Consider the following 23,288-nt stretch of genomic DNA (forward strand, 5'->3'; position numbering starts at 1 on the left):
ATGGCACGCCGTACCCGCAGCAGACGGACCTTCGGGGCCGCCGCACTGACCGCACTGGCCACCGGGGCCGCGCTGATCGGCGTGCCCGTGCAGGCGCACGCCGAGGCCGCCGTCACCGTCACGCCGGACCCCTCGTACCAGCAGCAGAAGTTCGAGGGCTGGGGCACCAGCCTGGTGTGGTTCGCCAACGCCACCGGCGACTACCCCCCCGCGATCCGCGAGAAGCTCGCCAAGCTGCTCTTCGGCGACGACGGCCTGGCGCTGAACATCGCCCGCTACAACATCGGCGGCGGCAACGCTCCCGACGTCCAGGACTACCTGCGGCCCGGCGGCGCCGTGCAGGGCTGGTGGAAGGCGCCCGCGGGCACCACCCGCGCGGACACCGACTGGTGGAGCGCGGACGACCCGGCCGACTGGAACCCCGACGCCGACGCCACCCAGCGCTGGTGGGTGGACCGCATCAAGAAGGACATCACCCACTGGGAGACGTTCAGCAACTCCCCGCCGTGGTTCATGACGCAGAGCGGATACGTGTCCGGCGGGTTCAACGCCAACACCGACCAGCTCAAGACCGACTCGGTCGACGACTTCGCCGCCTATCTGGCGGGTGCGACGAAGCGGCTGGAGAAGGCCGAGGGCATCAAGGTCGACACGATCGACCCCTTCAACGAGCCCAACACCGGCTACTGGGGCACCCGGCTCGACGCGAACGGCCGGCCCGTCGGCGGCCGCCAGGAGGGCGCACACATCGGCCCCGAGCTGCAGCAGAAGGTGCTCGCCGCACTGGCGCCCGCGCTGAAGAAGGCCAAGGTCAAGGCCGGGATATCGGCCATGGACGAGACCAACCCGTCCATCTTCGCCACCAACTGGAACTCCTACGCGCAAGGCTCCAAGGACCTCGTGGACCAGATGAACGTCCACACCTACGGCACCGGGCAGCGCACCACCGTGCGCGACCTCGCCAAGGCGGCCGACAAGCCGCTGTGGATGAGCGAGGTCGAGGGCGACTGGGGCGACGGACAGAGCTTCACCGACATGCGTCCGGGGCTCGGGCTGGCCCAGCAGATGGTCAACGACCTGCGCGAACTGGAGCCCACGGCCTGGGTGTTCTGGCAGCCCGTCGAGGACTACGACAACATGAAGCCGGGCGGCGAGTCCGCCAAGGGCGGCAACTGGGGCTCCATCCAGCTCCCCTTCGACTGCACCGCCGCGGACACCCTCGAGTCGTGCCCGATCCACACGAACACCAAGTTCGACACGGCGCGCAACTTCACCCACTTCATCAAGCCCGGCGACAAACTGATCAAGGTGGACGACACCTCCAGCGCCGCCGCCGTGACCAAGGACGGCAAGGGCGTCTCGCTCGTCCACGTCAACTCCACCACCGCGGCGCGCACGGTCACCATCGACCTGTCCAAGTTCCGCAGCGTCAAGGGCAACGCGACCGTCACGCCGACCGTGACCAGCGCCGACGGCAAGCTCAAGCAGCAGGCTCCGGTCAGGGTGGTGGACGGCAAGGCCACCTACACCGTCCCCGCGCAGTCGGTGACGTCCTTCGCCGTCAGGGGCGTCTCCGGCGTCGCGAAGAACGCCGGCCTGTTCAGCAAGGGTCGCTCCTACACGCTGACCGGCGTGCAGAGCGGCAAGGCGGTGACCGTGGCCGCGAACGGCACGAACCTGGTCATCGGCTCGGCCGACGGCTCCACGGCTCAGCAGTGGCAGCTGGACGCCCGGCACGGCGACAAGGGCGCCCGCCAGCGCTACGTCTTCGCCAACCCGGCCGAGGGCAAGCGCCTCGCCGTCCGCGACGACGTGCCGGTGGTCGAGCCCGACACCGGCAAGCGTGACCCCGCCACGGAGTGGATCATGTCGACCACCGGTGACGGCACGTGGACCCTGGTCAACGCGGCGACCGGCCGTCTCCTCGAGGTCGGCGGCCAGGCGACGAACGAGGGCGCGGCCGTGACCACCTGGCAGGCCAACTCCGGCTCCAACCAGCGCTGGAGGGTCACGGACGTGACCCCGTAGCGCCCTGCCGACGTGCCGGCCGCGCCGGTGTCGCCGTCTCCGCCCGTGTCGTGAACGTCGCGATGCGGGCGGAGTGCTGTGCGGACCCGGCCGAGGGCGGTGCGCAACCGGCGAGAGGCAGTACGGAACCGGCCGGGGGCGGTACGGCCGGGGGCGGTACGGCCGGGACGCGTTCCAGGACGCCGCCCGCGAAGACGTCGTACAGCGGGAGCGTCTCCAGATGCACGTAGCCGATGTGGCAGTCGCAGACGGCGAGCGGACAGGCCCGGGGGCGCAGAGCGGCGCGGTAGGAGCCGTCGTAGAGGTTGCCGAGCTCGGCGCGGACGAAGTGACAGCGGCGTACCGTGCCGTCCCCGTCGACCGAGATCACGGAGTCGCCGGTGCGGCAGGGCAGCCCGGCGCTGGCGTGCGGGTGGCGGCTGTAGGGGAACAGCGGGTCCAGGGCGGTCCACCGGTCGGCCTCGGCGTCGTCGTAGACATGGCCCTCGGCGGCGTTGATCCACAGGTAGACGTGCGCGGGCAGCTCCGCGCGCAGACGGCGGGCCGCTTCCAGGTGCTCGGGCAGGCCGACGACGCCGACGCTGAAGCGGATGCCCCGCTCCGTCAGGTCCCGGCACTTGGCGAGGAAGCGGTCGTACGGCGTCTGGCCCGGGTGGTAGGTGCACCACAGGGCCAGGGTGCCGGGATCGGCCCCGGCGAGCCAGTCGGTGCGGCAGCTGAGGTTGGTCTGCACGGCGACCCGGCGGATGTGCGGGAGGCGGGAGAGGTCGGCCAGGGTGCGCCGGTACCAGGAGCGGACGAGGGCCTCGCCCCAGGGGGTGAAGAGGAGGGAGAGCCGGTCGCCGGTCCGGTCCGCGGCCCAGGCGGCGAACCGTTCGAGCGCGGCCCGGTCGGCGCGCAGCCGGGCGGTCGAGTCGCGTCGCTTGGCGAACGGGCAGTAGGGGCAGTCGTAGTCGCAGGAGGCGAGGGGACCGCGGTAGAGGAGGGTCAGGTCCACGGCGGCCGCCTCACTTGCGCTCGTAGCGGGCCATGGCGGCCCGCACGGCCGGGGAGAACAGGTCGGGGCCGACGGCGTCGGAGTGGGCGAGCCCTTCGGGGGTGAGCCGCAGGGTCGTCGGATCGGCGTCGGTGAGCCACCCGCGATCGGCGAGCCGCCCGAGTTCGGCGCCGAAGTCGTCGGCGGGCGCGGCGCCGAAGCGGGCCCGGTAGTCGTCCAGGCGCAGTCCCTCGGCCTGCAGCAGGGACTGCAGGAGGTGGCGTCGACGCGCCTCGCGCGGATCCATGCGGAAGCCGACCTGGGCGCGGGCGAAGTCGGCCGCGCCGCCGGCGACGTAGTCGTCGACGATGCCCCGGATGCGGTGCATGCCGACGGCGTAGTCGAAGGAGTAGTGCAGGGCCGACGTGTAGGACCGGGCGCCGCAGCCGAGGCCGATCATGCCGTCGGTCTGGCAGGCGTAGTCGTCGGCGCCCTGTGCCGGGGCGTCGGCGCGCCGGAACATGCGCATCGACTGCTGCGTGTAGCCGTGGGCGAGGAGGTGGTCGCGGCCCGCTCGGTACAGGCGCAGTCGCTGCTCGTCCCAGGCGGGGTCCGTGGCGGCGCAGGCCTGCCGGCCGGGCCCGCTTCGTCCGGACCCGCGTCGGTCGAGGCCGGTGAGGGGGCGGACGTAGAGCGGGTACAGGTAGAGCTCCTCGGGCCGCCAGGCCAGGGCGGCCTCCAGGGAGTGCAGCCAGCTGTCCTCGTGCTGGCCCTCGATGCCGTAGATCAGGTCGATGTTGAGGACCGGGATGCGGGCGTCCCTGACACGGCCGAGGGCCGCCTCGACGTCGGCGCGGCGCTGCGGGCGGACGGCGGCGCGCGCCTCGGAGCCGACGAAGCTCTGCACGCCGAGGCTGAGACGGGTGGCGCCCCGGTCGGCCAGGACGGCGAGGCGGTCGGCGGTGGCCGTGGCGGGCGAGGCCTCGACCGACAGCGGGACGGCGCGCAGGTCGGCGCCCATGCGGTGCTCGGCGATGTCGCAGAGCCGCTCCAGCTCGCCGGCGGTCAGGAAAGTGGGCGTGCCGCCGCCGAACGCCGCCGTGGCGAACCGGACCCGGTCCGTGTCCCCCAGCGCCTCCCGCACGGCGGTCGCCTGCCGCTCCAGCGCGTCCAGGTAGGCGCCCGTCAGGCCGTCGGGCGCGCCGATGCGGGTGAAGAGGTTGCAGAAGCCGCAGCGGACCTCGCAGAACGGTATGTGCACGTAGAGGGAGAGCGCGTCCTTGGGCTCCGCCGCCCAGAGTTCGCGCAGGAGCGGGCGTTCGGACAGCGGGCGGTAGGCGGTCTTGTGCGGGTAGGCGTACACGTAGTGCCGGTAGGGGCTTTCGCCGCCGACCGGCTCGGCGGTGGTCATCGGGCGGCCTCCGTCGGGCGGGGTGCGTGGTCGAGAGGCGCCCCGTCGAGAGGCTCCTGGTCGAGGGGTGCGTGGTCGAGGAAGAAGTGGGCGTACGGGACGGTCCACACGGACTCGTGGCCGAGGCGGTGGCCGGTGTAGCCGTCGTCGCCGTACGCGGTGCCGTGGTCGGAGCAGACGATCGCGAAGCAGCGGCGCCGGCTGCCGGCGGCGGCGAACAGCCGCCCGATGTGCCGGTCCACGTACTCCAGCGCGGCGGCGTGCGAAGCGCGGCTGTCGCCCGCCTCACGGGTCGCGCCGGGCAGGTGGAACCAGTTCGGCTGGTGCAGGGCGGACACGTTGACGAAGAGGAACAGCCGCCGGTCGGCCGGGAGTCGCCGCACGACGTCCTCGGCGCGGTCGATCTGGCGCTCGAAGGAGTGCGGCGAGGTGACGCCGAACTCCTGTTCCCAGTGGGACTCGTGGAACAGGCCGGGCAGCACCGAGCCCAACGGGCCCTGCCGGTTGAAGAAGCCCACTCCCCCGATGCACACGGTGTGGTAGCCGTCCCGGGCCAGTCCCGAGACGAGGTCGGGCGTCTCGTAGACGTAGGTGTCGTGCGCGGTGGTCTCGCTGCCCGCGAAGCTCGCCGCGAACAGCCGCGGGTGAGGTCCGGGGGCGGCCGGGGTCGGCAGGAACCCCGCGAAGATGGCCTGGTGGGAAGCGTAGGTGAAGCTTCCCGGGGCGTGCCGCTTCTCCCAGCGGCCGCCGGGGAGATGCCGGGCCAGGTTCGGGATGCGCCCGGCGTCGGCCAGCTCGACGGCGACGTCGTGGCGCAGGGTGTCGAGCGTGACGAGGAGCAGGTCGTGGCTGCCGACGACCTCGTTCATGTCCGGCTGACGCATCTCCGGCTGACCCATCTCCGGCTGACGCATCTCCGGCTCGTCCGTGTCCGGCTCGTCCGTGTCCGGCTCAGCCATGCGGGGTTCCTGTTCTCTGTGGTGCGAAGTCGCGCAGGACGGACGCCACTTGCGTCGCGTACGTGTCGAGCCCTTCGGCGCCGCTGCCCGGCATTCCGGTGAGTCCGGGCAGCAGGTCGCCGAAGGCGTTGACCTCGCCGACCGCGGTCCCGCGCCAGTCGACGGCCGGGAGCAGGTCGACGCCGACGCACAGCGTGCGCGGGAAGCAGGCCGCGGCCCGTTCGCAGACGCCCAGCGCGTCGGCCCAGCGGGCGCCCGCCGCCTCGACGGCCTGCCGTGCGGCCTCCAGATCTCCCCGCCGGCCGCCGAGATGAAGGTTCGTCAGGGGCGAGCGGCTGGTGCGGACCACCGCGTGGGTGGCACGGCCCGCCACCACCACGACCCTGAGGTCGGCCGCCCGGCCTCCCTGGGACGCCTTCGGCAGCCAGCGTTCGAGGTGCAGTCCGTCCGGGGCGAGTGCGTCGACGATGGCCGCGATGTCCTGTTCACGTTCGTAGCGGCGCACCTTGAGCGAGTTGTACAGGCCGCCGTCGGCGGCCCGTTCGACGGAGGTCGTCGCCCTGATGCGGCCGCCGCCGCCCGACTCGACGGCCAGGACGCCCGACGCGGAGGATCCGTGCGCGGGCTTCACGAACAGCCGGGGCATCCCGTGCTCACGCATCGCCGCGCGCACGTCGTCCCAGCCGCCCACCGCGACGCCCCGGTGGCCCGAGGTGGGTGAGGCGGGCACCGGGACGCCCGCCGCGTCGAGGACGGCGTGACAGAGCCGCTTGTCGAACAGCACGGCCAGGTCGTCCGGGTCGTCGAGGCGCAGGCCGCCGCGCAGCCCGCGCACCGCCTCGGTGAAGCGGGCGTACCAGCGCGCCGAGCCCTCGACCCGGGTGGGGTCCTGGCCGCCGCGCAGTATCCGGTCGGCCTCGCGGTTCTCGCCGGGTGAGTCGATCCGGACGGTCTCGTCGGCGGCGAAGTCGGCTCCGCCGCGCCGGAGCACGTCCGTCCAGGGGACGAGTCTCGGGGCGGGCAGGCCCGCCGCGCGCACCGCGTCCGCGAAGAGGCCGACCCGGCGGTTCCCGGGGTTGCCGACCACCGCGAACCGCGGCCCCGCGTCACTCGCCGACGGCGACATACCGCCACACGGTGCCGTCGTCCTCGGCGTCCTCCTCGGCGTGGCCGCGGTCGAGGTCGACCTCGACCCCGGCGGGCTCCAGCGTCCGCCGGACGCGTTCCACGAGGGGCTCGCTCAGGTAGTGGTGGTGCAGGTCGAGCTTCCCGAGGTGGGTGAGCGGCTGCCCGTCGAGCAGAGCCGCCGCGCCCTCGTCGGTCAGGACGCCCAGGGAGAGGTCCAGCACCTCCAGCCGGGCCACCACGGGCGCGGACGCCACCGCGGCGGCCACGGCGTCCTGCATCTCGCTGTTGCGCAGGGCCAGACGGCGCAGGTTCGGCAGCCGGGCGCCGGACAGGATCGGCTCCAGATCCGCGGGCGCGCTGTCGCCGCCGTATTCGGGGGTGCCGAGCCACAGGTCGAGATGGACGAGCGCGGGCAGGTCGCTGCCGCCGACCCCGCGCACCACCTCGGCGGGCAGCCCACCGGTCTCGATCACGAGGCTGCGCAGCGCGCCGTGGCTCAGGGCGGGGAACCGCAGCCCCGATCCGCCGCGCACGCCCAGCTCCTCCAGCCGGGGATACGCGGCCAGGAGGGGCGTGACGTCCGTCTGGTTGATCCAGGAGATCTCGCACTCCTCGGCCGCCATGTCCCCCACGAACAGGGCCCGCAGGGCGGGGAAGCGGTCCCGGGCGGCCGTCAGCGCCTCGATGACGGCGGAGGAATCCGTGTCGTAGGCCTCCTCCCAGGCGCCGACGATCAGGGACCGCACGCGGGTCGTGTCGACGGCGGCGCAGAAGCGGGCGAACGCGTCCGTCCAGTTCTCGCCCCTGTCGTAGACGCTGCCGGTGACCCGCCAGGCCACGGCGTCCGGTTCGACCGGCCGGGGCTTGTGCCCGGCGCCGGGAAACGTGTACGCGGGCAGCCCGTGCAGCGCGTCGAGGTGGTGGCCGATGGTCATGCGGCTGCTCCCGGGAGGAGAAGTGTGCGGTCCCTGATGTGTCCGCAGTTCTACCAACAGGCACTGACAACGCCAGTCGGCGGGGGCTCGGTCCGCCGCCTCCACCACGACGACGGACTCGTCGCCGTCCGGCTCCGCGCGCCACGGCGTGCCCGTCTCGGCCGGGTGGACGGGACGCGCGCCGGAGGTGCGAGGGACAGCGGTCGTCGTCCGGTCGCCCGCTCCTGGTCCACGCCGCGCCCGTGGTCCGGACGTGACGCCCGGGCACCTCCCGTGGACGGGACTCAGGCGGCGGCGCGGGACAGCACGTCGGCGACCTCGCGGCGCAGCGCGTCCCGCGCCGGGGCGGGCAGGGCGGCCGGCCCGGCGCCCGTCAGGGCCCGCATGACCTCTTCGGGGTCGGCGTCGGCGTGGTACGGGGCGCTTTCGCTGAACACCTCGTAGCCGTCGCGCACGGCCACCCGCAGGGTGCCGCGGGCGGCGCCGTCCGCGTGCGCCGCCGCGGCGACGACGAGCGGCGGCGGGCCTCCCGCCTCCCCCTCCAGTTTGCGGTATCCGCTGGCCAGCGGCGTGCGCCAGCGCAGGGCGAGCAGGACATGGCGCTTCGCCAGCAGCTCGGCCAGGTCGGTCTCGTACACGCCGTCGGCCGTCAGGACGGTGGGGCGGGCGTCGAGCACGAGGGCGGCCGGGAGCAGACAGCGCAGGGTGCTGCCGACGAGGTTGCCGCCGACCGTGGCCGCCCGGCGCACCGCGCCCGTGCCCACGCCCGAGGCCGCCCGGTGCAGGACCTCGGGCACGGTCGCGTCGACGCGGTGCAGCGGCACGGCCCCGCCCAGCTCGTCGGGGCCGACGGTGTTGGCCTCGGGCAGGTCGCGCAGTGACACGGCCTGCTCGGGGAAGCCGTCCCGCTGCCAGCCGGCCCACACCAGGGTGGCGCCGCCTATCGGCACCGCTCCCTCGGCCAGACAGCGCTGTGCTTCGGACACCGAGGAGGGAAGACGCAACCGCACGACAACCGACCTGCCTTCCCTGGGAGTTCGGTGGACGGCGGGGTGCGCGCCGGTCCGAGTGGTCCATGGCAGAACGGATTCTGCCCAGGCGCTCGGGGGCGCATACAGGGCTCATGGCCGCACTGCGCGCCATGGGCCGTCGCGGTGCGGCCGGTGCCGCCCGGCGCGGTTCAGGCGTTCGGCGCGAGCCAGGGCTGCGGGTCGGTGTAGTAGCCGTCGTAGATCACTTCGAAGTGCAGATGGGGGCCGGTGGACAGGCCGGTGGAGCCGACCCGCCCGATCGGGGCGCCGGTGCGCACCGCCTGCCCGGCGGTGACCTCCAGGAGGGAGAGGTGACTGTACGTCGTCTCCAGGCGCTTGCCGTCGATGAGACCGTGGTCGACGACGACGCGGTTGCCGTACGCCTTGGTCAGGGCCGCGAACACCACCCGGCCGTCGCGGGCCGCGGACACCTGGGCGCCCTGGGGCGCGCCGAAGTCCATCCCGGTGTGCAGCTTGGTGACGCCGGTGAGGGGGTGCTTGCGGGAGCCGTAGGGCGAGGTGACGGTGAGGGTCGTGGTGGGCGCCGCGAGGATCGCGTTCGCCGGGGCGGCGCCGCCGCCGGGGTCCTCCCGGTCGAAGTCGGCGTAGGTCGCGAGCCGGGACCGGACCTCGCCCAGGTACGTCTTGGCGGCGGCGGGGACCTTGCCCGCGCGGGCCACGGCGTCCGTGCCGACCGCGTAGGCGGCGAGGGTGAGGTCCACCAGGTCGCCGTTGACCGTGCCGTCCGTCCTCAGCTCGGTGATCTTCCCCGCCAGCGCGCAGTCCTGGCGGCCGAGCGCCATGATCGCGTCGGTGGGGTCGTGCGGCGAGGCGTGCCCGTCGCCGTCGTCGTCCTTGCCCCAGGCCCGCCAGCCGGCGGCCGTGAAGGCGGCGATGCCCTGTTCGCCGGAGGCGGTGCTCTCGTCGCTGAAGCCGGTGAGCTGATCGATCTGGGCGGCCAGGACGGACGGGGTGACGACGGAGCAGGCCTCGGCGGACCTGCGCAGCCAGGGGCCGTAGGTGGCGTTGACGCCGCCCACGGCGTCGTCCTGGGCGCCGGCCCCTGGGTCCTCGTCGCCGGGCAGTCCACCCGTCAGGGCGAGCAGGCCGGCCACGGCGGACAGGGTGAGCAGTGCGGGCAGGACCACGACGGTGAAGAGTCCCGGCCCGCGTCGGCGGGGCTTCGTCACGGGCGGTCTCACGGCGCCCGGGGCCTGCGGGGAGGACTCGACGGACTGCCGCGCGGACGTCTCGACGGGCTGCTCGTCGTTCACGCGGCAGGGTCCTGACGAGGCGTCATCGGCCGCTGCGCAGAGGTGCGGTTGTTCACGAGCGGACGGTAGTCGCCGATCCGCCGCACGTCACCGGACGGAAGGGCACACCTGCTGCCCCTGCGGGCAACGGCCCGTGCGGGGCGACCGGTCGGAGGCGAGCGCACAGCACGGCGCACGGGCCGGGGCGCGCGGTTGCGACCGCCGTCCGCTCACCGGAGAGCCACCGTGACGCCGGGCCGGCCCTGTCCTTGCCGCAGGGCTGACCGCACTTCACGCGGTGCGTCGCCGCCGGCGGAGGACCGCCGGCGGCGTGCGGCCCGGGTGTCCGGGTCAGTCCACGACGACGAGCAGGTCGCCGCCCTCCACCTGCTGGATGCGGTTGATGGCGAGCCTGCCGACCCGGCCGGCCTTCGGCGCGGTGATCGTGGCCTCCATCTTCATCGCCTCGATGGTGGCGACGGTCGCGCCGACCTCCACCTCGTCGCCCTCGGCGACGGCCAGGGTGACCACGCCCGCGAACGGCGCGGCGACATGCCCGGCGTTGCCGCGGTCGGCCTTCTCGGTGACCGGCACGTCGGACGCCGCCGCCTTGTCGCGGACCTGGATGGGCCGCAGCTGGCCGTTGAGGGACGACATGACGGTGCGCATGCCGCGCTCGTCGGCCTCGCCGATGGCCTGCAGCTCGATCAGGAGCCGTACGCCCGGCTCCAGGTCGACGGCGTACTCCGTGCCGGGGCGCAGACCGTAGAAGAAGTCCTTGCTGTCGAGCACGCTGGTGTCGCCGTAGGCCTGCCGGTGGGACTCGAAGTCGCGCGTGGGGCCGGGGAAGAGCAGCCGGTTCAGGGTGGCGCGGGGGGTCTTCTCCAGGCCCTCGCGGTCCTCGGCGCTCAGTTCCTGCACGGGCTTGGCGTCGGCGCGGCCCTGCAGCGCCTTGCTGCGGAACGGCTCCGGCCAGCCGCCGGGCGGGGTGCCGAGTTCGCCGCGCAGGAAGCCGATGACGGAGTCGGGGATGTCGTACCGGTCGGGCGTCGCCTCGAACTCCTTCGGGTCCACTCCGGCGCCGACCAGGTGCAGGGCGAGGTCGCCGACCACCTTGGAGGACGGGGTGACCTTGACGAGGTGGCCGAGGATGCGGTCGGCGGCCGCGTACATCGCCTCGATGTCCTCGAAGCGGTCGCCGAGGCCGAGCGCGACGGCCTGGGTGCGCAGGTTGGACAGCTGGCCGCCCGGGATCTCGTGGTGGTAGACGCGTCCGGTCGGGGAGGCGAGGCCCGCCTCGAAGGGGGCGTAGATCCTGCGGACGCCCTCCCAGTACGGCTCCAGGTCGCCGACGGCCTGGAGGTCGAGGCCGGTGGGCCGCTCGGAGTGGTCGGTCGCGGCGACGATCGCCGACAGCGAGGGCTGCGAGGTCGTCCCCGCCATGGAGGCCACGGCGCCGTCGACGGCGTCCGCACCGGCCTGGATCGCGGCGAGGTAGGTGGCGAGCTGGCCGCCCGCGGTGTCGTGGGTGTGCAGGTGGACCGGCAGGTCGAACTCGCGGCGCAGCGCGGAGACGAGCTTGGCCGCGGCCGGGGCGCGCAGCAGACCGGCCATGTCCTTGACGGCCAGGACGTGCGCGCCGGCCTCGACGATCTGCTCGGCGAGCCGCAGGTAGTAGTCGAGGGTGTAGAGGCGCTCGTTCGGGTCGGACAGGTCCGAGGTGTAGCACAGGGCGACCTCGGCGATCGCCGTGCCCGTCTCGCGCACCGCGTCGATGGCGGGCCGCATCTGGCCGACGTCGTTGAGGGCGTCGAAGATGCGGAAGACGTCGATGCCGGTGGCGGCGGCCTCCTGCACGAACGCGTCGGTCACCTCGGTCGGGTACGGCGTGTAGCCGACGGTGTTGCGGCCGCGCAGCAGCATCTGCAGGCAGATGTTGGGGACGGCCTCGCGCAGGGCGGCCAGCCTCTCCCACGGGTCCTCGGCGAGGAAGCGCAGAGCGACGTCGTAGGTGGCGCCGCCCCAGCACTCCAGGGACAGCAGCTGGGGCAGGGTGCGGGCGACCAGCGGGGCCGAGGCGAGCAGGTCCTTGGTGCGCACACGGGTGGCGAGCAGGGACTGGTGGGCGTCGCGGAAGGTGGTGTCGGTGACGCCGATGGTCGGTGACTCGCGCAGCCAGCGGGCGAAGCCCTCGGGTCCGAGGTGGACCAGGCGCTGGCGGGAGCCCGCGGGCGGCTCGCCCTCGGGCGTCGCGGGCAGCTTGGCGGTCGGGTCGATCAGTTCGGGCCGCTCGCCGTGCGGCTTGTTCACCGTGACGTCGGCGAGGTAGGTGAGCAGCTTGGTGCCGCGGTCGGCCGACGAGCGCGAGGTCAGCAGGTGGGGCCGCTGCTCGATGAACGACGTGGTGACGCGTCCGGCCTGGAAGTCGGCGTCGTCGAGGACGGCCTGCAGGAACGGGATGTTGGTGGCCACACCGCGGATGCGGAACTCGGCCACGGCGCGCCGGGCGCGTCCGATCGCGGTGGGGAAGTCGCGGCCCCGACAGGTGAGCTTGACCAGCATGGAATCGAAGTGGGCGCTGATCTCGGTGCCCGCGTGGGTGGTGCCGCCGTCGAGGCGGATGCCGGAGCCGCCCGGGGAGCGGTAGGCGCTGATGCGGCCGGTGTCGGGGCGGAACCCGTTGGCGGGGTCCTCGGTGGTGATGCGGCACTGCAGGGCCGCGCCGTGGAGTCGGACCGTCTCCTGCGAAAGGCCGAGGTCGGCGAGGGTCTCGCCGGAGGCGATGCGCAGCTGCGCCTGGACCAGGTCGACGTCGGTGACCTCCTCGGTCACCGTGTGCTCGACCTGGATGCGCGGGTTCATCTCGATGAAGACGTGGTTGCCCGCGGGGTCGAGGAGGAACTCGACGGTGCCGGCGTTGCGGTAGCCGATCTGCCGGGCGAACCGGACCGCGTCGGCGCAGATCCGCTCGCGCAGCTCCGGGTCCAGGTTGGGCGCGGGGGCCAGCTCGATGACCTTCTGGTGGCGGCGCTGCAGCGAGCAGTCCCGCTCGAAGAGGTGGATGACGTTGCCCTCGCCGTCGGCGAGGATCTGCACCTCGATGTGGCGGGGGTCGACGACGGCCTTCTCCAGGAAGACGGTGGCGTCGCCGAACGCGGACGCCGCCTCGCGGGAGGCCGCCTCGATGGACTCGCGCAGCACGGCAGGGTCCTCTACGCGGCGCATGCCGCGCCCGCCGCCGCCCGCGACCGCCTTCACGAACACCGGGAAGCCGATCCCCTCGGCGGCCCGGACCAGTTCGTCGACGTCGTTGGAGGGCGCGGACGAGCCGAGGACGGGCACGCCGGCCGCGCGGGCCGCGGCCACCGCGCTGGCCTTGTTGCCGGTGAGTTCGAGGATGCGGGCGTCGGGGCCCACGAAGGTGATGCCGGCCTCTTCGCAGGCGCGGGCGAGGTCGGGGTTCTCGGAGAGGAATCCGTAGCCCGGGTAGACGGCGTCGGCGCCCGCCCGTCGCGCGGCGCCGACGATCTCCTCCACGGAGAGGTAGGCGCGCACGGGGTGCCCCGGTTCGCCGATCTCGTACGCCTCGTCGGCTTTGAGCCGGTGCAGCGAATTGCGGTCCTCGTGCGGGAAGACGGCGACCGTGCGCGCGCCCAGCTCATAGCCGGCGCGAAACGCACGGATCGCGATCTCACCACGGTTGGCGACCAGCACCTTGCGGAACATCGTGGACCCCTTCAGCCTGCCGGTGACGGGACCCATCGTGGCGGTGGGTGACCGGGTTGGCCATGTGAGTCGGGCCACTCACCGCAATGTCTCGCTCGATCGGACCGTCCCCGGCCGCGGCTGACGCCCGCTCGGGTCGCTGCGGGCGCGGCTTGGCATGATCGGGGGAGCTCCAGTGAACCGACGCGGCCGGGCCGCACGAGGTACGTCCTGTTCGACGTCGATGGAACGTTGATCGACGCGGTGAGCAACCAGCGCGGGGTCTGGGAGAGGTGGGCGCAGGCGTACGCGCTGGACGCGGCCGAGGTCTACCGGACAGCTCTGCGGACGCGGCCGACGGAGACGTTCGCCCAGATCGCCGCCGAGCGGGACCCGCACGCCTGTCTGGCCCTGCTCACGGCTCGTTCCCCGCACGGACCCGGGCCCGACCCGCTTCGCCTGATCAGACGGTCGGGCTCGTCGGGCCCGGCCGTGAACAGGGTCCGCCGCCCTCACCCTCCGCATGTTCGGCCTGTCGGACATTGTTCGAGATGTCTTGACGCGGCCATGCACACCGTTTGACACTCCTGCAACATCACGTCACACGGTTGAAACGGCGGTCCCCCATGGCGCACAGACATCGACTCCGCGGCCGCACGCGACAGGGGGCGGGCCGACTGGCCGCACTGACCGCCATGTCCCTGCTCGTGGGCCTGGCCGGGACGGCGATTCCCGCGCGGGCCACGGAGGCCGCCGACGTCACCGACGGTCTGGCCCTCTGGTACAAGCTCGACGGCGCCTCCGGCACGACGGTCCCCGACGCGTCCGGCCACGGCCTGGACGGCACGGTCAACGGCGCCGCCGACTGGTCGTCCTCCGGCCAGGGGCTCGCCTTCAACGGCTCGGACACCTACGTCAAGGTGCCGAACGACGTGATGAAGGGCCTGACGTCGATCAGCGTCGCGATGGACGTGAAGGTCGACGCGGAGCAGTCCACGCCCTACTTCCTCTACGGCTTCGGCAACTCCAGCGGAAGCAACGGCAACGGCTACCTCTTCGCCACCGGCAACTCGTTGCGCACCTCGATCGCGACCGGCAACTGGTCGACGGAACAGACCACCAAGCCCGCCGACTCGCACAATCTGACCCGCGCGGTGTGGAAGCACCTCGCGTACACCCAGTCCGGCACCACGGGCGTGCTGTACGAGGACGGCGTGGAGGTCGCCCGCAACACGTCGGTGACCATCACCCCCGGCGCCATCGGCTCGGGCACGACCACGGCCAACGCCCTCGGCAAGTCCGTCTACTCGGGCGACCGCCTCTTCAAGGGCAGCATGCGCGACTTCCGCGTGTACGACCGGGCGCTGGACGCCGGCGAGGTCGAGCGGCTCGCGCTCCCCGTGGCCACGCAGGGCGTCGCCGACGACAAGGCGGCCCTGGACCTCGGCGACACGAGCGCCGTCACCGCCGACCTGACCCTGCCGAAGACCGGCCCGGCCGGCGGCTCCCTCATCACCTGGTCCAGCGACCACACCGACGTGGTGTCCGACACGGGCAAGGTGACCCGGCCCGCCTCGGGCGAACCCGAGGGCCGCGCCACCCTCACCGCGACCCTGAAGAAGGGCTCCGTATCCGCCACCCGGTCCTTCGACGTCACGGTCGTGCCGGACCTCGACGACAAGGCCGCCACCGCGCAGGCCGCCGCGGCCCTCGCGGTCCACAACCTCGACGACGCCCGCGGCAACCTCACCCTTCCCGCGACGGGCGCGTACGGCACCACCGTGACGTGGTCCTCCGCGAAGGAGGACGTCGTCTCCTCCGACGGCGTGGTCCACCGTCCCGCGCACGGCGCCGGCGCCACCACGGCCGACCTGACAGCGACCGTCGCCAAGGGCGACGCGAGGACGACCCGCACGTTCACCGCGAAGGTCCCCGAACTCCCCGCGAAGGAAGCCCTCAAGGGCTACATGTTCAGCTACTTCACCGGTGAGGGCACCTCGGACGGCGAGCAGCTCTACGCCGCGCTGAGCAAGGGCGACGACCCGCTGAAGTGGCGGGAGCTGAACGACGGCAAGCCGGTCCTGACCTCCACGCTCGGCGAGAAGGGCCTGCGCGACCCGTTCATCATCCGCTCCCCCGAGGGCGACAAGTTCTACCAGATAGCCACCGACCTCAGGATCTACGGCAACGGCGACTGGGACCGCTCGCAGCGCAGCGGCAGCAAGTCCATCATGGTGTGGGAGTCCACCGACCTCGTCCACTGGACGGACCAGCGTCTGGTGAAGGTCTCCCCGGACAGCGCCGGCAACACCTGGGCCCCGGAGGCGTACTACGACTCCCAGCTCGGTCAGTACGTGGTGTTCTGGGCGTCGAAGCTGTACGACAACCCCGCGCACTCCGGTGACACCTACAACCGGATGATGTACGCCACCACCCGCGACTTCTACACCTTCAGCGAGCCCAAGGTCTGGATCGACCGCGGCTACTCGGTCATCGACTCCACGGTGATCCAGCACGGCGGCACCTACTTCCGTCTGTCGAAGGACGAGCGCAACAACACCTCCTCCACCCCCAACAGCAAGTTCATCTTCGAGGAGAAGAGCGACTCGCTGCTGAACCGCTCCTGGGACCCGGTCGCCGAGGGCATCGGCAAGGGCGCGATGAACGCGGCCGAGGGGCCGCTGGTCTTCAAGTCGAACACCGAGGACAAGTGGTACGCCTTCCTCGACGAGTTCGGCGGCCGCGGCTACATCCCGTTCGAGACGAAGGACCTCGCCTCCGGCGTCTGGACCCCGTCCACCGGCTACGACCTGCCGTCGAAGCCGCGCCACGGAACCGTCCTGCCGGTGACGCAGGCCGAGTACGACCGGCTGCTGCGCGCCTACCAGCCGGACCAGATCGTCACGGGCGTCGAGGACGTGTCGGTGAAGACGCGGATCGGCGAGGCCCCGGTGCTGCCGGCCACCGTGATCGCCGAGTACGCCGACGGCGCCGAGCGGCCCGTCACCGTCACCTGGGAGAACGTGGCGGCGTCGCAGTACGCGCAGGCCGGCTCCTTCACCGTGAAGGGCGATCTGCCGGGCGACGCGGCGATCGACGCCCACGCCACGGTCACGGTCTCCGCCGAGGGCCCGGACGTCCCCGCCGACCTGCTCCTGCACTACGGCTTCGACGAGAGCGGCGGCAACATCGTCCGTGACTCCAGCGGCCACGGATACCACGGCACCTACGTCCGCACGCCCGCCTTCGGGACCGGCGTCGAGGGCGGCTCGTTCAGGATGTCCGGCGGCTCCAGCACCTCCGACTCGCCGTACGTGAAGATCCCGGGCGGAGTGCTCAAGGACGTGAACAGCGTCACCGTCTCCACGTACGTCAAGTGGAAGGGCGGCGACAACTTCCAGTGGCTGTTCGGGCTCGGCCCCGACAGCGACAAGTACCTCTTCGCCACCCCCTCGAACGGCGGCGGCAAGCTGTTCTCCGCGATCACCAAGGCCACCTGGTCCGGCGAGAAGCAGATGATCGGCGGCTCGCAGCTCACCCCGGGCGAGTGGAAGCACCTCACCGTCACCCTGGACGGGGCGACCCAGACGGCGGTCCTGTACGTGGACGGCGCCGAAGCGGCCCGCGTGAACGGCGTCACCGTCAAGCCGTCCGAGCTGTACGACCCGGCCAAGGACGCGTCGGGCTACATCGGCAAGTCCCTGTACTCCCCGGACCCGTACTTCGCCGGAGAGGTCGACGACTTCCGCATCTACAACCGCGCCCTGACGCCCGCCGAGGTCCTGGAGCTCGCCGGCAACACCACCGGCATCGCCGCGGCGACCCACCCGGCGCTCAAGGTGGACGCGCTGATCGACGACAAGAACAGCACGGTCGTCCTGCCGTTGACCGAGGGCAGCGACGTCACCGCCCTGGCGCCGCAGTTCACCCTGGCCCACGGCGCGGGCATCAGCCCGGCCTCCGGCGCCCTGCGCGACTTCAGCAAGCCGCAGACCTACGAGGTGACCGGCTCCGACGGCAGGAAGCGCACCTGGACCGTGTCGGCGCTGATCATGAAGAGCCCGGTCCTGCCGGGGCTGAACGCCGACCCGAACATCGTCCGCTTCGGCGACGCCTTCTACATGTACCCGACCACCGACGGCTTCGACGGCTGGAGCGGCACGCAGTTCAAGGCCTACTCCTCGACCGACCTGGTGCACTGGACCGACCACGGCGTCATCCTCGACCTGGGGCCGGACGTGAGCTGGGCGGACAGCAGGGCCTGGGCCCCGACGATCGCCGAGAAGAACGGCAAGTACTACTTCTACTTCTGCGCCGACGCCAACATCGGCGTCGCCGTCTCCGACTCCCCCACCGGCCCCTTCAAGGACGCCCTCGGCAAGCCCCTGCTGAAGGCTGGTCAGTTCCCCGGCCAGATGATCGACCCGGCGGCCTTCACCGACGACGACGGGCAGTCGTACCTGTACTTCGGCAACGGACACGGGTACGTCGTGCCGCTGAACGCCGACATGACCTCGATCGACACCGCGAAGGTCAAGGACATCACCCCGAGCGGATTCAACGAGGGCGCGTTCGTCGTCAAGCGCAAGGGCGTCTACTACTTCATGTGGTCGGAGAACGACACCCGGGACGAGAACTACCGGGTCGCCTACGCCACCGGCCCCTCCCCCAGCGGTCCATGGACCAAGCGGGGCGTGATCCTGGAGAAGGACCTCTCCCTGGGCATCAAGGGCACCGGCCACCACTCGGTGGTCCAGGTGCCGGGCACGGACGACTGGTACATCGCCTATCACCGCTTCGCGATCCCCGGCGGCGACGGCACCCACCGTGAGACCACCGTCGACAAGCTGGAGTTCGACGCCGACGGGCTCATCAAGAAGGTCGTGCCCACGCTCACGGGCATCGACCCGGTCGCCATCGTGCACGCCGGTCCGGACGTCAAGGGCACGGAGGGCGACAGGATCGCCCTGAACGGCACTCTCTCCGGGACGGGCAGCCCGAAGTGGACGGTCGAGAAGGGCGCGCCCTGCACGGTCGCGGCCCCGAACGCCGCCCGTACATCGGTCACCTGCACCGACGACGGCACGTTCACCCTCACCCTGACCGGCGGCCGCAGCACCGACACGGCCGTCGTCACGGTGGCCAACGCGGCGCCCTCGGTGACCTCCGCCGCCGGACCGTCGTCCCCGGTCCCGGCCGGCCGGCCGGCGGTCGTCACCGCCCGGTTCTCCGACCCGGGCGCCGGCGACGGCCACACCTGCACCGTCGACTGGAAGGACGGCGGCAGACCGGCGGCCGGCACGGTCACCGCGACCGGCTGCCGCGCCGAGCACGTCTACCGCGCGGCGGGCATCTTCCGCCCGGTGATCACCGTGAAGGACGACGACGACGGCGCCGGGTCCACGACGCTGCCCGAGGTGATCGTGTACAACCGGGCGGCCGGGCCGGTGGTGGGCGCGGGCCTCTCCGCGTCCCGGGGCAAGCCGTTCTTCTCCGTCTCGGCCGGGTACCTGCCCGGGGCCACCGCCCCGGCCGGCGCGGTCGCCTTCACCCTGAAGCCGGCCTCCCTGACGCTGCGGTCCGGCCACCTCGACTGGCTCGTCGTGTCCGGCAACCGGGCCGTGCTGCAGGGATCCGGCACCGTCAACGGCAAGAGCGGCTACCGCTTCCGCGTCACCGTCACCGACGGCCCGGACACCTTCCGCATCACGATCTGGAAGACGTCCGGCGGACAGGTCGTCCACGACACCGGCGCCCTGACCAGGATCGCCGGCGTGATCACGGTCGGGCCGCGGCGCCGCTAGAGCACGAGCCCGGCGCGTGAGCGCGCCGGGCGGTCAGGTCCCTGGGCCCCCTGCCACGGCGGGGGGCCCATGCCTGTGCCCGGGGAGACCCGGAACGGACCCGACCGGGCGCGGTCCGGCGAGGCGTCGGGCCGGCAGGCCGACGGCGGCCCAGGCGTTCCGGGCGTCTCGGGCCGACTCGGGCGGGCGGTGCGGGCGCCCACCTCGGGTGAGGACGGCGTACACGCTCCGGTCGCCGACGAGGCCGTCCGGATGCCGGTCGGCACGGGCCCGAACGGTCCGGCTTGTCTAGAATCCGGATGATCATGCTCGGGGGCGACGGATGGAGCATGCCGAGCCGAAGGGGCGGGGTTGAGCGGGGAACGGGCGGCGTTCGGGGCGCTGCTGCGGGAGCTGCGGCTGTCGGCGTCGCAGACCATCGAGGGTCTGGCCGAGGCCTCGGGCGTCAGTGTGCGCGGCATCGGGGATCTGGAGCGAGGACGGCGGGCGGCGCCACAGCGGCGGACGGTCGCCGCGCTCGCCGACGGTCTGGCCCTGGACGAGGCGCTGCGGGAGCGGCTGCTCACGGCGGCGCGGGCCGGTCGCGCCGGGGGCTACAGCCCGGCGGGCGTGCGGGCGTTCCCGCGGGGCGTCGACGACTTCGTGGGCAGGGCGGAGGAGTTGGCCCGCCTGGCGGCCCTCGCGCAGCGGGAGACCGCCGCCCAGCCGGTGGCCGTGGCGGTGTCCGGGGCGCCGGGTGCGGGCAAGACGACGCTGGCCCTGCACGCGGCCCGCGATCTGGCCGGCCGCTTCCCGGACGGCCAGCTGGTCCTGGACCTGCGCGGGACGCACGAGGACGGGCCCGGTCCCGCCGAGCTCCTGCTCAGCGTGCTGAGGGCGCTCCACGTGTCCGACCGGGATCTCGCCCAGGCCGGCCCGGAAGGGCACGGCGCGCTGTACCGGCAGCTGCTGGCCGAGCGGCGTTGTCTGCTGGTCCTGGACGACGCCCGGGACGAGGGCCAGGTGCGACCGCTGCTGCCGGCCGCGGGGGCGAGCATGGTGGTGGTGACGAGCCGTCGCATGCTGACCGGGCTGGACAGCGTGCACCGGCTGCCGCTCGGGGAGCTGCACCCCGCCGAGGCCGCCGAGTTGCTGGCCTCGCTGGTCGGCGCCGAGCGGGCGGCCGCCGACCCGGAGGCTCTCGCCGAAGTCGCCGAACGGTGCGGCCATCTGCCGCTCGCCCTGCGGGTGGCCGGCAACTGGCTGGCCACCCGCACGGGTTGGACCGTCCGCCGGCTGGCGGACCGGCTGGCCGGCGAGGAGCGGCGGCTGGACGCGCTGACGGCCGGCGACGTGCGTGTAGCGGCCGCCTTCGACCTGTCCTACCGTCAGCTGACCCCCTCGGCCGCCCGGCTGTTCCGTCGTCTGGCGTTGGTCCCCGGTGCGGACACGTGCGCCGCGGGGGCCGCGCGGCTCACCGGCCAGCCGCTGTTCGACGCCGAGGACACGTTGGAGGAGCTGGTCGAGGCCGGGCTGCTGGGCGCGATCGGGGACCGGTACCGGCTGCACGACCTGCTGCGGCTGTACGCGCGCGGGCGGCTCGACGCCGAGGAGAGCGCCCAGGACGCGCACCGGGCCCGTACGGCGTTGTATCGCTGGCTGCTGGAGACCACGGTGACGGCGGGGCGCTGGTTCGAGCCGGACCACGGGCCGCCGCCGCCTGCCTGGCAGGGCACGGTCGACCTGTCGAGCGCGGACCGGGCGCGGGCCTGGCTCCAGGCGGAGGGCGCCAACTGGCTGGCCGCGCTGCGCGCCGCGCACACCGCGGGCGAGCACGCGAGGGTGGTGGAGACGGCCGAGGCCCTGCACTGGTTCTCCGACCAGTGGATCTTCTGGGGTCACTGGCCCGAGGTCTTCGGCGCCGCCGCGCACAGCGCACAGGCGCTGGACGACCCGGTCCTGGAGGCGACCCACCTCAACTACCACGCGTGGGCGCTGCTCGCCTGCGAGGGCCGCCCCCGCGACAGCCTCGACCGGTCCGCGGCGGCTCTCGCCGCCGCCGAGCGCGCCGCCGATCCACGGCAGCAGGCCTGGGCCCACATCTACCGGAGCTCCGCCTTCCGCCGGCTCGGGGAGCAGGTCAGGGCCGCCTGGCACATGCACCGGGCGGCCGCCCTGTTCGAGGCGGTCGGCGACCTGCCGGGCGGTCTGCAGGCCCGGTACGGGCACGGCGTCCTCCTGCAGGACTCCGGCAGCCCGGAGGAGGCCCTCGCCTCGTACCGCGACACGCTGGCCTTCCTGGACCGGGCCGGCGACCGGATACCGTCGCACATCGCCGACTTCTCCCGGGGGCAGCTGCACGCGGCCATGGGCGCCTGTCACGCGCGCGGGGGGCGATGGCCCGAGGCCGTCAGCACGCTGACGTCCGCCGTGGCGATCTCCCGCGCGAACGCGAACGCGGCCATGGAGAGCCGCCACCTCGTCTCGCTGGCCGACGCGCTGCTGTCCGCCGGACGGCCGGCCGATGCCCGCGAGGCCCTCACCCGCTGTCTCTCGCTCGGCCTCGACGCCGATCCCCAGCGCGTCGCCGAGGCCCGCGACCTCCTCGCCCGTCTCGAAGCGCCCTGACCGTGCCCGCCGTCCCCGGATCGCCGCGAACCGGGGGCGGACGGGCCCGCGCCATGACGGGCGAGGCCCCTCGTCGTGTCGTCCATCCTGACCCGGCGGCCGCCCCCGCGTCTTGTCCCTCGGCGCACGGTGCTGTTCCCTCAGCGCACGACGGGCGGCCCGGCCGGTTCCGCGCCGTTCGCGTTTCTGCCTGTTTCCTGCCTGGCCGCGGCCGCGGGGGGCTGCTTGGCTGAGGGGCGGCGGGGAGAACGGGCCGCCGTCCGACGCTCTCCGCCGGTTTTTCGCACGGCTGGAGAGGAGGGCCAGGTGGCCCTGGTGCTGACGACCGCTTCGGTTCCCGACGGGGACCGACTCGCCCACTGGCGCGACGCGCTGGGCCGGGCGCTGGTGCCGATGGCCGTCACCGCGCGCGGCGACGGCCCGTTCGAGGCCCGCGTCCGCACCGAGCGGCTGGGCTGCCTGCGCATCTGTGCCGTCGACGCCGACGCGCATCGGCTGACCCGCACCGCGGCCCACATCGCCGAGGAGAGCGCGGGGGGCGCGGGCGCGGGGGGCGCGGGCTACGTGGCCGTCGGCGTGCAGCGGGCGGGCACGGCGACGCTGGTCCAGGACGGCCGACGTGCCGTCGTCGAGGAGGGCGACCTCTTCGTCCACGACACGGCACGGCCCTACTCCCTCGACTTCCCGGGGCGCTTCACCGCCCATCTGGTGCACATGCCCCGCCGGGCCGTGAACCTGCCCGAGGAGGAGCTGCGCCGGGTGACCGGGACCGCGATCGGCGGCGGGGACGGCTTCGGCGCCCTGCTGGCGAACTTCCTGACCTCGTTGACCGCCTCGGTCCCGCGCTGTGCGCCCTCGGTCGCCGCCAGGCTGGCCACGGGCGTAGTGGACCTCTTCGCCACGCTGCTCGACGAGCGGACCGGGCGGGCCCAGCCGGAGGCCGACCGGGTGGACCCTGTCGTGGCGCGCGTGCGCGAGCACATCGACCTGCGCCTCGGCGATCCGGACCTCTCCCCGCAGTCGGTGGCGGCCGCGCACCACATCTCGGTGCGCTATCTGCACCGGCTCTTCGAGGGCGAGGGCGTCACGGTCGCCCGGCTGATCCAGCAGCGCCGGCTGGAGCGGTGCGCCCGTGAGCTGGCGCGGGCCGGTTCCGCCGCTCCCACGGTGTCCGCGGTGGCCCAGCGGTGGGGCTTCGCCAACCCGGCGCACTTCAGCCGGGTCTTCCGAGCCGCCTACGGGCTGTCCCCCCGCGAGTGGCGCGGGACGAGACGTGCTGCGGTGCCCGCCGGGCGTCCCGGCGCCGATCCGCTGGGCCCGCTGTCCGCGGTGGAGTTCGCCTGACCGCGACGGCGTGCGTCGAGGCGCGGCCGGCCCCGGTGGGCTCCGCCGTTCGCTCCGCACGCCGGCCCTTCCCGGAGCCGGTCGAGCGGCGGCCGGCCCTCGCCGGG

12 protein-coding genes and 1 pseudogene are annotated in these 23,288 nt (G+C 73.3%); 5 read left to right on the top strand and 8 right to left on the bottom strand.

All coding sequences use genetic code 11. From position 1 onward, the window contains the following. Positions 1 to 2,028 (top strand): glycoside hydrolase, encoded by a 2,028-nt coding sequence (locus ACFVYK_RS24155; protein ID WP_389777523.1) that lies wholly within the window; start codon positions 1 to 3, stop codon positions 2,026 to 2,028. Here the strand turns inward: ACFVYK_RS24155 and ACFVYK_RS24160 are convergent. The 8 genes from ACFVYK_RS24160 to ACFVYK_RS24195 form a co-directional block, all read right to left on the bottom strand. Continuing rightward, positions 2,009 to 3,025, bottom strand: a complete 1,017-nt coding sequence (locus ACFVYK_RS24160; protein ID WP_389777526.1) for an STM4011 family radical SAM protein — start codon at positions 3,023 to 3,025, stop codon at positions 2,009 to 2,011. The two genes, ACFVYK_RS24155 and ACFVYK_RS24160, sit on opposite strands and share 20 nt — an antisense overlap. A gap of 10 nt (positions 3,026 to 3,035) precedes the next feature. Continuing rightward, on the bottom strand, positions 3,036 to 4,415 hold the full coding sequence (locus ACFVYK_RS24165) for an STM4012 family radical SAM protein (RefSeq protein ID WP_389777529.1): 1,380 nt from the start codon (positions 4,413 to 4,415) through the stop codon (positions 3,036 to 3,038). Then, the gene (locus tag ACFVYK_RS24170) at positions 4,412 to 5,284 is read right to left on the bottom strand and encodes an STM4013/SEN3800 family hydrolase (protein ID WP_389777581.1); all 873 of its coding nucleotides are present in this window, start codon (positions 5,282 to 5,284) and stop codon (positions 4,412 to 4,414) included. The genes ACFVYK_RS24165 and ACFVYK_RS24170 overlap by 4 nt, the downstream gene beginning before the upstream one ends. Positions 5,285 to 5,366: 82 nt before the next feature. Continuing rightward, entirely contained in the window at positions 5,367 to 6,500 is a 1,134-nt protein-coding gene (locus ACFVYK_RS24175; protein WP_389777532.1) for an STM4014 family protein, read from the bottom strand. Beyond that, positions 6,481 to 7,437, bottom strand: coding sequence for an STM4015 family protein (locus tag ACFVYK_RS24180; protein ID WP_389777535.1), 957 nt, complete (start codon positions 7,435 to 7,437; stop codon positions 6,481 to 6,483). The genes ACFVYK_RS24175 and ACFVYK_RS24180 overlap by 20 nt, the downstream gene beginning before the upstream one ends. A 284-nt stretch (positions 7,438 to 7,721) precedes the next feature. Next, positions 7,722 to 8,447: an FAD binding domain-containing protein gene (locus ACFVYK_RS24185; RefSeq protein ID WP_389777537.1), complete on the bottom strand. Its 726-nt coding sequence runs from the start codon at positions 8,445 to 8,447 to the stop codon at positions 7,722 to 7,724. Positions 8,448 to 8,617: 170 nt separating this feature from the next. Continuing rightward, a complete protein-coding gene (locus tag ACFVYK_RS24190; protein WP_389777540.1) occupies positions 8,618 to 9,742 on the bottom strand; it encodes a M23 family metallopeptidase in 1,125 nt (374 codons plus the stop codon). 330 nt (positions 9,743 to 10,072) lie between these two features. After that, complete coding sequence (locus ACFVYK_RS24195) at positions 10,073 to 13,447, bottom strand: pyruvate carboxylase (protein WP_389777543.1); 3,375 nt, start codon at positions 13,445 to 13,447, stop codon at positions 10,073 to 10,075. Positions 13,448 to 13,657: 210 nt separating this feature from the next. On the opposite strand from ACFVYK_RS24195, the pseudogene ACFVYK_RS24200 reads away from it, so the two are divergent. The 4 genes and pseudogenes from ACFVYK_RS24200 to ACFVYK_RS24215 all read left to right on the top strand — a co-directional run. Beyond that, positions 13,658 to 13,843: pseudogene (locus ACFVYK_RS24200) on the top strand (phosphatase); the annotation flags it as partial. Between the two features lie 209 nt (positions 13,844 to 14,052). Next, positions 14,053 to 19,230, top strand: coding sequence for a family 43 glycosylhydrolase (locus ACFVYK_RS24205; protein WP_389777546.1), 5,178 nt, complete (start codon positions 14,053 to 14,055; stop codon positions 19,228 to 19,230). Between the two features lie 351 nt (positions 19,231 to 19,581). Then, positions 19,582 to 21,837, top strand: coding sequence for an ATP-binding protein (locus ACFVYK_RS24210; protein WP_389777549.1), 2,256 nt, complete (start codon positions 19,582 to 19,584; stop codon positions 21,835 to 21,837). Positions 21,838 to 22,143: 306 nt separating this feature from the next. After that, the gene (locus tag ACFVYK_RS24215; protein WP_389777552.1) at positions 22,144 to 23,181 is read left to right on the top strand and encodes a helix-turn-helix domain-containing protein; all 1,038 of its coding nucleotides are present in this window, start codon (positions 22,144 to 22,146) and stop codon (positions 23,179 to 23,181) included. The last annotated feature ends 107 nt before the right edge of the window (positions 23,182 to 23,288 follow it).

The sequence above is a fragment of the Streptomyces sp. NPDC058291 genome, from assembly GCF_042880855.1.
In the GTDB taxonomy this organism is placed as follows: Bacteria; Actinomycetota; Actinomycetes; order Streptomycetales; family Streptomycetaceae; genus Streptomyces.

What these genes read in the sequence shown, in the direction of transcription:
- ACFVYK_RS24155 (WP_389777523.1), top strand. Translation starts at nt 1, where the DNA reads ATGGCACGCCGTACCCGCAGCAGACGGACCTTCGGGGCCGCCGCACTG.
- ACFVYK_RS24165 (WP_389777529.1), bottom strand. Translation starts at nt 4,415, where the DNA reads ATGACCACCGCCGAGCCGGTCGGCGGCGAAAGCCCCTACCGGCACTAC.
- ACFVYK_RS24170 (WP_389777581.1), bottom strand. Translation starts at nt 5,284, where the DNA reads ATGAACGAGGTCGTCGGCAGCCACGACCTGCTCCTCGTCACGCTCGAC.
- ACFVYK_RS24175 (WP_389777532.1), bottom strand. Translation starts at nt 6,500, where the DNA reads ATGTCGCCGTCGGCGAGTGACGCGGGGCCGCGGTTCGCGGTGGTCGGC.
- ACFVYK_RS24180 (WP_389777535.1), bottom strand. Translation starts at nt 7,437, where the DNA reads ATGACCATCGGCCACCACCTCGACGCGCTGCACGGGCTGCCCGCGTAC.
- ACFVYK_RS24195 (WP_389777543.1), bottom strand. Translation starts at nt 13,447, where the DNA reads ATGTTCCGCAAGGTGCTGGTCGCCAACCGTGGTGAGATCGCGATCCGT.
- ACFVYK_RS24205 (WP_389777546.1), top strand. Translation starts at nt 14,053, where the DNA reads ATGGCGCACAGACATCGACTCCGCGGCCGCACGCGACAGGGGGCGGGC.